This window comes from Maridesulfovibrio bastinii DSM 16055 (genome assembly GCF_000429985.1).
GTDB lineage: Bacteria > Desulfobacterota > Desulfovibrionia > Desulfovibrionales > Desulfovibrionaceae > Maridesulfovibrio > Maridesulfovibrio bastinii.
Genome location: NZ_AUCX01000036.1, coordinates 1 through 12,286 on the forward strand (window position 1 = coordinate 1; position 12,286 = coordinate 12,286).

The window sequence follows — 12,286 nt, forward strand, 5'->3', positions numbered from 1 at the left end:
CTCACTGCGAATTCCAAATATATACCCAATAAATAACATCTTAAAAAGAACAACTGGATCAATTGCTGGACGACCATTGTTCTCACAGTAAAGATGCTTGGTCTTCTCTCGAATAAATGAAAAGTCGATAAACTTATTTATTTTTCGAAGTAAATGGTTTTCAGGAACCAGCTCTTCAATTGTTACTAGCTCAACAGTGACTTGCTTTTGATCAGATTTTTTTAACATGCAAATAATATAAAAAAGTCCCCGCCAAAAGGCGAGGACTTTGTCATCAATCTGAGGCTGCGAGGAAACTCGCAGCCTTTTTAATATGTAAAATCTATTTGGCAAAACCGCATTTGGGCCATGTACATCTGTTACAGGATAGGCAATACCCTCCCTCGCCCATAGACGACAATTCAAGTCGGGTTACTTCTCTTCCAGCAAGCAACCTTGGAAGGATAACGTCTAAGAATGTAGTTTTATAATATAAAGCGCATGCAGGTACTCCAAGAACCTGAAGTGAACCATATTCTTTATTTTCTGGAAGTCTTCCTAAAAGACTCATCGTCCCAGGCAAAAGCGGGACACCATGAAGTACATCAGTCAGTCCATTTTCCAATAAAGCCTGTCTGGTTATATCATCGGGGTCAACAGACAATCCGCCTGTGGTTATCAGCATATCTGCACCGGCAGAACGAATTTCCATAATAGCTTCATGCATGGCTTCTTTTTCGTCTGGTACAATAACACTTTTTACAATTGAGCATGAATAGGCTGTAACTTTGGAAGTTATGACCGGAATAAATTTGTCTTTAATTATTCCTTTAAAAACCTCTGTGCCTGTAACCAGTATACCCACTTTAGCTTTTCTAAGTGGAAGAATTTTAAAAAGTGGCTCATCACCGAGCACTTCCATTGCCTTTTGAAAATTATCATCAGGTAAGAAAAGCGGTATAGCGCGAGTTCCTGCAAAGTTATTTCCTGCTTTAATAACGGTACCATCATGTCTTGAGGCAACCATAACCTGTGGAACAAGGTTGAATTCTTTCATTTTTTTTGAATTCACACAAAGAAGTCCATTTATTTCTGCCGTAAAATCAATTTTACCTTCATGGGGTGGTAATTCATAATTTATTCCGTTTCCGGCCATGCGGGCAGCAAATTTTTCTGCCACCTCATTTTCATGTCGCATACTTTTAGAACTGCCATCGTGTCTTTTTTCAGCTTCACTGTGCACAGCGACACGAAAACGTCCCATCTGCTGTAGGCGACAGACATCCCCGATGGAAATCCGTTGTCCTGCCTTGAATTCAGGTCCTTTGAAATGTCCCGGCTCTATTCTGGTCATGTCATGGACTGTCTGTTGTCCGACTGCCTGATCAACAGGTACGATTTTTATATTATTGTCAGGCTGTGCTGTCATGGTTGTAAGAGAATAGGGGGCCTGTCCCTGACATCCACGGCATATAGGACCGTCACATACAGGATAAGCCTCTTTGCAGACCGGGCAAACCTCAATTGCCTGCATTGGTTTGTGTCCTAGAAAATGATTTTTGATTGTAACTTGCTCAATTTTGCATATTTTATCGCCGGCATTTTCAATTTCAGTTTCAAGCCTGACTATATCCTGGTCCTTCTTAGCCTTTTTTTTAAAAAACCAGTCCCGAATTTCAGGATAGTTTTCCAGTTGTATCGGGTCAATGCTGACCCTGTAACCTGCACCGGTATATTTATCTCCGAGAGAGAGGGCGTAACGTCCAAGGTTTGTTACTTTCATCCAGTTGTTACCAGTGCTGCAAAGTGTCAGAAGTTGGACCGCGTCTGGAAGACATTTGTTTGTTTCAACTATCGCCTCGAAAAGAGTTCCTTCAGGTAGATTCCTTTTTGCCATTGCGACCATATACCCACCGATCAGAAGCCCCGGAGCTGCATAGCCGTGAAAATTTCTGGCTAGAGCTTTAAATTCTTCAAAAGTATAATCTTCAATATTCATTTCAAAATCCCGACTTTTAATTATGTTTTAATTATCTATTTAAGGTCTTTTTATATGCCTAATATTCTTAAAAAAAGATTGTTTAGCTTTTCAACAATGCAGTCAGCATCCTGAGTCCCAATCATTACTTCATCACATCCGCCACGAAAACTGTAAAACATCATGACTGCTGTCCAGCGTGAGTCCTCAACATTCCATGCACCTGCTGTAACTCCGTTATGGATTATTTCGGAAAGAACATTTGTGATTTTAGAATCTATCATAGCATTTCTAAACGGCATTCCTGAACCATAAATAACAACGTCATGTATTTTATTGAGTTCAAAGTATGATTTTACCGCAGCTTCTATCCACGCCCTTATACGTCCGTGCCAGTCGTCGGTTGGCATTTTGTTTACATTTGATAGAATACGAGCAGTTATTTTTCTGTCAAATTCAATTCTCAGGGCTTGAAGTAATTCAGCCTTGTTTGAAAAATAATGGTAGAGTGTGCCTTTTACGAAACCTGCGGACGCAGCTATTTCGTCCATAGTAGCTGCTTCATATCCTTTTTCGGTAAAAATTTTTTCTGCCGCAGCAATAAGGGCTGCCCGCCTTGCGCTGGCTTTTCTAGGTCCTTTAGGTGCCCCTCGTTTATTATGGCTTGCATTCTTGTTTTGAGTTTTGCCATTTACTTCCTGTTCCATCTCCAATACCTTTTAATAATTGATACTTTTTAGTTAATATTGATCTAAAAGTTCTTATGCTAAAATTAATATTGACTTGAAGTCGAATTAATATTGACTATGAGTCAATATTAATTCACGGTCAATAGAAAGTTGGATTTATAAAAATACCAACTTCCCAAGTTTTCACTATTTTGAATTAAAACTTTTGTCTGAAAAGCATAAATCGGTTATTTTGAATTGTTGTAAATTTGAAATCAGGAGGCTCAAATGGAAATAAGAAGGAGTTATTGCGGTCTTTGTCATCCCCGTTGCGGTATGCTGTTGCATATTGAAGACGGGAAAGTTGTTAAAATTACCGGTGACCCTGATCATCCTATTTCCAGAGGAGTCCTGTGCGAACGCGGTCGCCTGATGCTTGATCATCTTTATCACCCTCAAAGGCTCGACTATCCGCTGAAAAGTGTTGGAGAAAAGGGTGAAGGTAAATGGGAACGGATAACCTGGGATCAGGCTCTTGATGAGATAGCGGAAAAGCTGTCCGGACTGAAGGAACAGTTTGGAGCAGAAACCCTGACCTTTACTCATGGAACAAAAAGAACATATCACTGGGATTGCAGGAGATTTTTCAATTTGTTTGGTTCCCCCAATACTTGCGGGGTAAACACTATATGCATGTGTCCAAGCTATGCCACAGAGTACGCCACCTATGGCGGAATGGTAATGGCAAGTGATGTTCCGGCAACAAAATGTATAGTCCTATGGGGTTGTAATGCTTCAAAGTCTAAACCTGTCGGACTTTATCCGCAGATACTTCATGCTCGTAAAAATGGTGCTAAGCTGATTGTTGTTGATCCGAGAAAAACTAAAGAGGTTGAAAAAGCAGACTTGTGGCTTCAAATTCGTCCTGGAACAGATTTAGCCCTTTTGCTTGGCTGGATACGCTATATTATTGTTAATGATTTGTATGATCGTGAATTTGTATCGAACTGGACAGTAGGCTTTGAAGATCTGAAAGAGGCTGTGGAATCATACACCCCGGAAAAAGTAGCTGAACTAACCAAAATACCTGTTGATTTGATTATAGAATCAGTCAGGCTTTATGCAACGTCAAACCCGGCTGTAATCCCATTTGGCTTAGGCATAGACAAACAGGGTGTTAATGCTACTCAGTGCGCAAGAGCCAAAGCTATTCTCAGGGCCATAACTGGTAACCTTGAAATATCAGGTGGAGAAATTTTCAGCTGTGCAGGTGAGGTTGGTAAAATCAGGGATCTGGAATTCCTTGAACTGAATGAACAGATCTCAGCTGAACAAAGGGCAAAACAGCTTGGTGCTGATCAGTATCCTTTTTTTGGTTTTCCCGGTTGGGAGATGAATTCTGCCGCGAGCAAGAAATTACCTGAAGGTTATGTAATGCCCCCGGAAGCCTGGCATTCAAATTTAGCCCATGCAAGAGCGGTTATGGACGCTATACTTACAGGTAAGCCATACCCGGTCACCGCGGCAATCACTCTGGCAAACAATCCGCTATTAGCTTTACCAAATACTAAAAAGGTTTTTAAAGCCTTGAAAGCCTTAAAACTTTATGTGGTAATGGAATATTATATGACTCCATCGGCTGCAATGGCTGATTATGTTCTTCCGGCGGCAACTACTGTTGAGCAGCCGGAAATGTGGCTGACTGGCGGATTTTGCGTTGCTGGACCACAGGGAATTGATAAAATCGGGGAAAGGCGCAGTAGCTATGATTTTTATCGTGGCCTAGGACTCAGACTGGGACAAAAGGATTTCTGGCCATGGGAAACTATGGAAGAAGTTTATGATTACTGCCTTGAACCTGTTGGACTTACATTTAAACAGCTGGGTGAGCAGAATGGTTTCTTCGGAGCGCGTGAATATAAGCGATATGAAAAATTCGGATTTGGAACGCCTTCAGGAAAAGTTGAGCTAAAGTCTTCTATCTTTGAAGAGTTGGGAGCTGAGCCGTTACCGGTTTATCGAGAACCAGTATGGAGTCCTGAAAGTGCTGATGAAGAGTTAACTAGGAATTATCCGTTAATATTAACTACAGGCAGTCGCTATATGCCAATGTATCATTCTGAACAGCGACAGATAGAAAAAGCCCGTAAAAAAGTACCTGATCCTCTGGTTACACTTCATCCTGAAACCGCAGATAAATTGGGCCTTGTTGAAGGAGACTGGGCTGTAATTTCCACTCCGCTTGGTTCTATAAGGCAGAAAGTAAAAGTTTCAGATGCTGTTGGTCCTGATTTGGTTGATTGTCAGCATTCATGGTGGTTTCCAGAAAGGTCTTCAACTCTTCCTGAACTTTTTGGTGTATTTGAATCAAATGCAAATGTTCTCTGCCCTGATGATGCTGAATTTTGTAGCCCGGAAATAGGAAGCTGGCCCCATTCAGCTCTAATGTGCCGGGTAGAAAAAGAAACTACGGCAACAAAGCAGTCTTAAGATTGATTTTAAATTTGTTTGCTGGAAGAGCGTTGTGGATTTAATTTCCATAACGCTCTTTTCTTTTAATTTTTATGAGTTAAAAATAGAGTACTTAGCTGGAATAGAATTAAATAGCTTAGAAATTATTATAAAATGTGTTATTTTTATAGAAAAGATATACACATGAAAAGTATGCTCTGAAGTAGATGGTGTGGAGCATGATACAAAATTATGCAATTTTTAACATATTGCAACATATTGTTTTTAATAAATAAAATGTATATTAAAAAATAAAACTTTAAAAAATATTTAAAGCTGATATGGATTTCTGAGTAGTACTTTGCTAAATGCATAAATAAAATTTCAACTGTTAGGTTGATTATTATCTATATCTCTAGATTTTTTATGCAGGAGCTGGGAGAAATGTATCCAAGTAGAGAATTTGAGCCATTAAGTACTTCTCTGGAAGAAACATGGGAGAATTTTGTTCATACGGGTTCTCATGAACCAGGTAAAGTCAGGCCTGAAATTTCTCAGTCATGGGTCAGATGTTATAAAGCCCGGGTTGATCCCTTTGGAAACTGCGGGGTATCGGTTCTGCACCGCCATACAGTTGATGAGCTCAGGAACAGTCATGCTGAGCTTCTTGAGATTGCCAGACCGTTTATGAACAGACTCTATGAGATTATAGCGGGATCTAAACTTGTTGTTTTTTTATCTGATGAAAATGGGGTTATTCTCGAAAGTATTGGTGACCACGAAGTAAAATATAGTGCTTCAAAAGTTAACTTGGTGACCGGGACTAATTGGAATGAAGAAAAAGTTGGCACCAATGGAATAGGGACTGCTCTTAAATTAAAGGTTCCAATTCAGATATCAGGAAAAGAACACTATTGTGCAAAATTACATCGTTGGACATGCTCAGCTGCTCCAATAATTAACGATCAATCCGAAATTATAGGGGTTCTACAAGTTTCAGGACCCTCCAGAGAGGTCCATCTGCATACACTTGGAATGGTGGTTGCCTCGGTTGAGGCTATCTGTGGCCAGATAAGAATCAAGAAAAAAAATAATGAGTTGAAAAAAATTAATCACAGCCTGAACCAGATTTTTCATACAATGTCAGATGGAGCAATGATTACTGATAAGGATGGGGTGATCAGTCAGATAAATAAGGCTGGAAAACAAATTTTCGGAGAAGATACTGAAGGACAGTCGATAAAAGAAATATTGAGTAACAGACCTGAATTATGGAATAATTTATATAACGGTATCTCCTATTCAGATGTTGAACTCATGCTTACTTCTCCAAAGGGCTCTTTTCATTGCCTGATTACAGGGACTCCGTTCAAGGGTGATAATGGAAAAACAGATGGTGCCGTAGTTTTTCTTAATCAAATCAAAAATGTAAAAAAACTTGTAAACCATTTTAGTGGTGCTCAGGCTTCATTCAATTTTTCCGACATAATTGGCTCAAGCGAAGAGCTTATGCAGGCTGTTAATACCGCAAAAGGAGCGGCTCAGTGTACCAGCAATGTTTTGATTTATGGTGAAAGCGGAACAGGAAAAGAACTTTTCGCTCAATCAATTCATAATGACAGCCCTCGTTCTGCAGGACCTTTTATTGCCATGAATTGTGCTGCTTTTCCAAGGGAACTCATAGCCAGTGAACTTTTTGGGTATACTGATGGGGCGTTTACCGGGGCTAGACGTGGAGGCCGACCCGGGAAATTTGAAATGGCTGATGGCGGAACGCTGTTTCTGGATGAAATCGGTGACATGCCGATTGATCAGCAGGCTATGCTGTTACGAGTTCTTCAGGAGAAAAAAATTACCCGTATTGGTGGGGACCATTTGATACCTATAAATGTAAGATTTGTATGCGCCACAAATAAAAATCTTCTCGAAGAGATCTCAAAGGGCAATTTCAGGACAGATCTTTATTACAGACTGAATGTTATAAGAGTTAAGATTCCACCATTAAAAGATAGGATGAAAGATCTTCGTGATTTGTTCAGTCATTTACTGGCAAAGATCTGTCAGCGTCAGGGAAGGTGTATCCATTCTGTTTCCGAAAAATTGATGCAACACCTTCAGCGTTACGATTGGCCCGGAAATGTGCGTGAACTTGAAAATGTAATTGAAAAAATGCTCAGTATTGATCTTGGAGCTACTGAACTCGGAATTGAACATTTACCTACGAGGATAGTTGAAATGCAGAAAGCTCCGGCAGTCTGTTCCTCACCATTTTATCCTAATCCGAACCATGATCATGAGCACAAGAAAAAAGAAATGTCTGATTTTATACTTGAAAAAGAGTTACTTATAAAGTTGTTAACTACGCACAAGGGTAATATTAGCAGGGTTGCTAAGGAAATGAGCCTTTCACGCAACACTGTATATCGTAAAATGAATTTTTATAAAATTTCTAAGGAACAACTTTTTCGTTAATTTTTACCAATTTGATTGAAAACAAATAATTTAAGTAAGTCCTTATTATAGCAGTTTAATCATCTTTTTAGCAGCATCCCTGCTTTAACTTTTATAATGCTGCTTTTTTATAATCCACATTGTTCAATTATAAAATTTACTAATAGTAATAGTTTCTATTTGTATTTAAGGGTAGATGCTTATTTAAATTAAGGCTTGGTCGCTTAAATTGTTGCTCATATGTGTGCCATATAATGTGACACATGTTAAATGTGTCACATTAAGGTTAACAGAATAAAAAAGTCTACTGGGGGATAGAATTAACGCAAAAGCCTTGTTTAAAGCAGTTTTATTAAAATGAATCCTAATGGCACCGTAATTGCTGTTTAAAGTACAAGTTCAAGCTGGCCAGTTTGAAAGTGTGGATTCTTAATCAGTAACCATCTTCAGAGGAATACCTATGCAAAATCCAATTGATCAAAGTTACAAGCTGTATATTGACGGTAAATGGATAGAGAATAAGGAAGGGAAGACGTTCAAGGTATTTTGCCCAGCTAACGGTCAGCAACTTTCAACATGTGTGAATGCCGGTAAAGAAGAAGTCGATATGGCTGTTGAAGCTGCAAAAAAAGCATTTGAATTATGGAAGGATATCTCACCGCAGGATAGGGCTTCATACCTTCTTAAAATTGCAGATGCCATCGATGCAGAGGCTGATAAACTGGCTATGGTTGAAACTTTGGATAATGGCAAGCCGATTAGAGAAACAAAAAATATTGATATACCTCTCGCCTCAGACCATTTCAGATATTTTGCCAGTGCAGTGAGGACCGATGAAGGTTCGGCAACAATGATCGATAAAGATACTATGAGCATTATCTTACACGAGCCTATCGGTGTTGTCGGACAAATCATTCCGTGGAATTTTCCATTTTTAATGGCAGCCTGGAAGATTGCACCAGCTATAGCTGCCGGGAATACAGTAGTTATAAAGCCTTCTTCTGAAACATCTCTTAGCATGCTGGAATTTGCTAAAATAATTGATAAAATCTTACCTCCAGGGGTTGTAAATATCGTAACCGGGGGAGGGTCATCAACAGGAAATTATATTCTTGAGCATGAAGGGTTCAGTAAACTGGCTTTTACCGGCTCCACTGATATCGGTTACATGATTGCGGATGCCGCAGCTAAAAAACTTATACCTGCCACTCTTGAGCTGGGAGGTAAATCAGCAAATATCTATTTCCCTGATTGTCCTTGGGAAAAAGCAGTAGAAGGAGCTCTGCTTGGTATTTTATTCAATCAGGGACAGGTCTGTTGTGCAGGGTCCAGAATCTTTGTGCATGAAGAGATTTACGATCGCTTTCTTGCTGCGATAACTGAAAAATTTGAAAGCGTTAAAGTCGGGCTTCCATGGGAAGAAGATACCATGATGGGTAGCATTATTAATGAGAAGCAACTCAATCAGGTTATGGGCTGCATCGAGGCCGGTAAGAAGGAAGGGGCAAAGCTCGTCACTGGTGGAACAAAGATTACAGAAGGCGAACTTGGTAAAGGAAGTTTCCTTAAGCCCACGATTTTTGCTGATGTAGATAATTCAATGGATATTGCTCAACAGGAAATTTTTGGTCCTGTTGTCTGTGTAATAAAATTCAAAGATGAAGATGAAGTCATCGCTATGGCCAACGACAGTGAGTTTGGTCTTGGTGGAGCTGTATGGAGCAAAGATATTAATTGCGCCATGAGAGTGGCAAGAAAAGTTGAAACCGGTCGTATGTGGATAAATACATATAACCAGCTTCCGGCTCATAGTCCTTTCGGCGGATATAAAAAATCAGGAATCGGCCGTGAAACGCACAAAATGATGCTCGCCCATTACAGTCAGACAAAAAACATATTCATAAGCATGGATGAAAAGCCGTTTGGTTTGTACTAGCCGGTTGTTTTATAAATAGTTGATGTAGACCAGAATTGCGTTTGCGACACAACTAGTAAGATTCTGCAAAATAAATTGTCGAACAACCATCCTCGCCACGTTTATATTGTAGATTATTTACTAGCGCGATCAGGCCCTCAGACGCGGATGAGGGCCTGATTTTTTTATATGATTCTAACATTACGGTGATAAGAATGAGTAATAAAATTATAAAAAAAAGAGCCTTGATACCGGGACAGACCAGCATGCTTGTTCTGGATGCTCCGCAAATAGCCAAAAAAGCGAGACCGGGAAATTTTATAATTCTTCGTGTGACTGACAAGGGAGAGCGTATTCCATTGACAATTGCGGATACAGATCCTGACGCAGGAACCATAACAATTGTTTATCTTGTGGTTGGTAAAAGCTCAGCCCTGCTTGAGACTTTGAATGAAGGTGATAACATTTTAGATTTGTGCGGTCCTCTTGGAAAGCCTACACATATTGAGAAATGCGGTACAGTTATCTGTATAGGTGGAGGCACAGGTATAGCCGCAATGCATCATATAGCAAAAGGACATCATAATGCTGGAAATCATGTTGTGGCTATAGTCGGAGCACGAAGTAAAGATCTGCTCCTTTTTTGTGATGAACTAGGAGGATTCTGCCCTGAACTCATAATAGCTACGGATGATGGAAGTTGCGGACAAAAAGGATTTGTTACCGATGTTCTTCGTGAACGACTGGAAAAAGATAAAGACGTTGCAGAGGTCGTTGCTGTCGGCCCTGTACCGATGATGGAAGCTGTATCCAAGGTTACAAAACCGTTTGGCGTAAAAACAGTAGTAAGTTTGAATTCTATAATGGTTGATGGTGTTGGAATGTGCGGGGCGTGTCGTTGCAATATTGGCGGTGAAACTCAGTTCGCATGTGTCGATGGACCTGAGTTTGACGGGCATAAGGTAGATTTTAAAGAGCTTAATATGCGGCTCAAGCAGTATAAAGAGCAGGAAAGAGTTTCAATGGATTTGTTCAGGAGGCAATATGGGAACTAAAAGAAAAATTAATCCTGTGAGAACTCCGATGCCCGAGCAGGAAGCCGACGTTCGTAATAAAAATTTCAGCGAAGTTGCTCTTGGATATTCTCGTGAGCAAGCAATTCTTGAAGCTCAAAGATGTCTACAATGTAAAAATCCTCCATGTCGCAAAGGCTGCCCGGTAGAAATAGATATAAAAGGTTTCATTGGGCATCTGGCCTCAGGTGATATTCCTTCAGCATACAAAGTTATCAAGCAGACCAATGCACTGCCTGCAGTTTGCGGGCGGGTTTGTCCGCAGGAAAATCAATGCGAAGGATCATGCATCCTTGGTAAAAAGTATGAGCCTGTGGCTATAGGTCGCCTTGAAAGATTTGTGGCTGATAATTTTGACAGTGATTCCGTATGTGAAATGATTACTGGTGACACTGCATGCAGCCTGCCCAATGATCAGGTGAAAGTAGCATGTATAGGCGGCGGTCCTTCAAGTCTTACTGTGGCCGGATATCTTGCGGCTCGTGGAGTTCCTGTGACCGTATATGAAGCTTTGCATGAAATTGGTGGAGTTCTTATATATGGAATTCCTGAGTTCAGACTTCCTAAATCAATTGTTGCCCGTGAAGTTGGAGCCTTATGGAGTAAAGGCGTTACCTTTTTCCCAAATTGGGTAGGTGGAAAGACCATCACAATTGAGGATTTGTTTGATGATGGTTTTGATGCGGTTTTTATCGGAGTAGGAGCCGGTCTTCCAAAATTTTTAAATATTCCGGGAGAAAATTTAGTTGGTGTGTTTTCTTCTAACGAATATCTTACCAGAGTAAATCTTGGCAGGGCTTATGATTTCCCTGAGCACGATACGCCGGCACCGCATCCTAAAAATGTTGCTGTTGTTGGTGGAGGGAATGTGGCTATGGACGCAGCCCGAACAGCTTTGCGACTGGGTGCTGAAAATGTTTATATTACTTATAGACGAACCCTTGATGAGCTCCCTGCAAGACGTGAAGAGCTTCACCATGCCATTGAAGAAGGTGTTAAGATGGAACTTTTAACGTCTCCAGTTTCAATTAATGGTGATGATAATTCACACGTAAAATCAATGACTTTGCAGATTATGGAATTAGGTGAACCAGATGAATCTGGAAGATGCAGACCTGTTGCCATAGCAGGGCAAACTAAGGATATTGATGTGGATATGGTCATAATTGCTGTCGGAACAGGTGCAAATCCTGTTTTGCTTGAAGCTACTCCGGGATTGGAGCTTAATAAATGGGGCTATATTATGGCCAACCCTGAAACAGGTGAAACTTCATTGCATAATGTTTTTGCCGGCGGAGATATTGTCGGAGGTTCGGCAACGGTAATTTCTGCGATGGGGGCAGGGCGTAGGGCAGCTAAAACAATAGCTGAAAGGCTTAAAGTCTAAGACCTTAATTTCTGATAATATAAAAGGCCGCTTTTAAAGCGGCCTCAGATTGATGACAAAGTCCTCGCCTTTTGGCGGGGACTTTTTTATATTATTTGCATGTTAAAAAAATCTGATCAAAAGCAAGTCACTGTTGAGCTAGTAACAATTGAAGAGCTGGTTCCTGAAAACCATTTACTTCGAAAAATAAATAAGTTTATCGACTTTTCATTTATTCGAGAGAAGACCAAGCATCTTTACTGTGAGAACAATGGTCGTCCAGCAATTGATCCAGTTGTTCTTTTTAAGATGTTATTTATTGGGTATATATTTGGAATTCGCAGTGAGAGGCGTCTTGTCAAAGAAATACAAGTCAATATGGCTTATCGCTGGTTTCTTGGTTTT

General features: G+C 40.2%; 9 protein-coding genes. 6 read left to right on the forward strand and 3 right to left on the reverse strand.

Annotated features, from left to right (window positions below):
• From G496_RS19905 to G496_RS0114345, 3 genes are all read right to left on the reverse strand, one after another.
• Nucleotides 1-228, reverse strand: a 228-nt coding sequence (locus G496_RS19905) for a transposase (protein ID WP_034633443.1), incomplete at its 3' end; no start/stop codon positions are given.
• A 94-nt stretch (nt 229-322) separates the two neighbouring features.
• Nucleotides 323-1,978, reverse strand: coding sequence for an FmdE family protein (locus G496_RS0114340; RefSeq protein WP_027179878.1), 1,656 nt, complete (start codon nt 1,976-1,978; stop codon nt 323-325).
• 50 nt (nt 1,979-2,028) lie between these two features.
• Nucleotides 2,029-2,664, reverse strand: a complete 636-nt coding sequence (locus G496_RS0114345) for a TetR/AcrR family transcriptional regulator (RefSeq protein ID WP_245577937.1) — start codon at nt 2,662-2,664, stop codon at nt 2,029-2,031.
• Between the two features lie 249 nt (nt 2,665-2,913).
• Between G496_RS0114345 and G496_RS0114350 the strand changes: the two genes are divergently transcribed.
• The 6 genes from G496_RS0114350 to G496_RS19910 all read left to right on the forward strand — a co-directional run.
• Nucleotides 2,914-5,115, forward strand: coding sequence for a molybdopterin-containing oxidoreductase family protein (locus G496_RS0114350; protein ID WP_027179880.1), 2,202 nt, complete (start codon nt 2,914-2,916; stop codon nt 5,113-5,115).
• 405 nt (nt 5,116-5,520) lie between these two features.
• Nucleotides 5,521-7,548 carry a sigma-54-dependent Fis family transcriptional regulator gene (locus tag G496_RS0114355; protein WP_034633445.1) on the forward strand — a complete coding sequence of 676 codons (2,028 nt, stop codon included), beginning with the start codon at nt 5,521-5,523 and terminating at the stop codon, nt 7,546-7,548.
• Between the two features lie 439 nt (nt 7,549-7,987).
• Complete coding sequence (locus G496_RS0114360; RefSeq protein ID WP_027179882.1) at nt 7,988-9,463, forward strand: aldehyde dehydrogenase family protein; 1,476 nt, start codon at nt 7,988-7,990, stop codon at nt 9,461-9,463.
• 194 nt (nt 9,464-9,657) lie between these two features.
• Nucleotides 9,658-10,497 carry a sulfide/dihydroorotate dehydrogenase-like FAD/NAD-binding protein gene (locus G496_RS0114365; RefSeq protein WP_027179883.1) on the forward strand — a complete coding sequence of 280 codons (840 nt, stop codon included), beginning with the start codon at nt 9,658-9,660 and terminating at the stop codon, nt 10,495-10,497.
• A complete protein-coding gene (gltA, locus tag G496_RS0114370; RefSeq protein ID WP_027179884.1) occupies nt 10,487-11,902 on the forward strand; it encodes an NADPH-dependent glutamate synthase in 1,416 nt (471 codons plus the stop codon). The genes G496_RS0114365 and gltA overlap by 11 nt, the downstream gene beginning before the upstream one ends.
• Nucleotides 11,903-12,001: 99 nt before the next feature.
• The coding region (locus tag G496_RS19910) for a transposase (protein WP_034633448.1) at nt 12,002-12,286 on the forward strand (285 nt) is incomplete at its 3' end.

What these genes read in the sequence shown, in the direction of transcription:
- G496_RS0114340 (WP_027179878.1), bottom strand. Translation starts at nt 1,978, where the DNA reads ATGAATATTGAAGATTATACTTTTGAAGAATTTAAAGCTCTAGCCAGA.
- G496_RS0114345 (WP_245577937.1), bottom strand. Translation starts at nt 2,664, where the DNA reads ATGGAACAGGAAGTAAATGGCAAAACTCAAAACAAGAATGCAAGCCAT.
- G496_RS0114350 (WP_027179880.1), top strand. Translation starts at nt 2,914, where the DNA reads ATGGAAATAAGAAGGAGTTATTGCGGTCTTTGTCATCCCCGTTGCGGT.
- G496_RS0114355 (WP_034633445.1), top strand. Translation starts at nt 5,521, where the DNA reads ATGTATCCAAGTAGAGAATTTGAGCCATTAAGTACTTCTCTGGAAGAA.
- G496_RS0114360 (WP_027179882.1), top strand. Translation starts at nt 7,988, where the DNA reads ATGCAAAATCCAATTGATCAAAGTTACAAGCTGTATATTGACGGTAAA.
- G496_RS0114365 (WP_027179883.1), top strand. Translation starts at nt 9,658, where the DNA reads ATGAGTAATAAAATTATAAAAAAAAGAGCCTTGATACCGGGACAGACC.
- gltA (WP_027179884.1), top strand. Translation starts at nt 10,487, where the DNA reads ATGGGAACTAAAAGAAAAATTAATCCTGTGAGAACTCCGATGCCCGAG.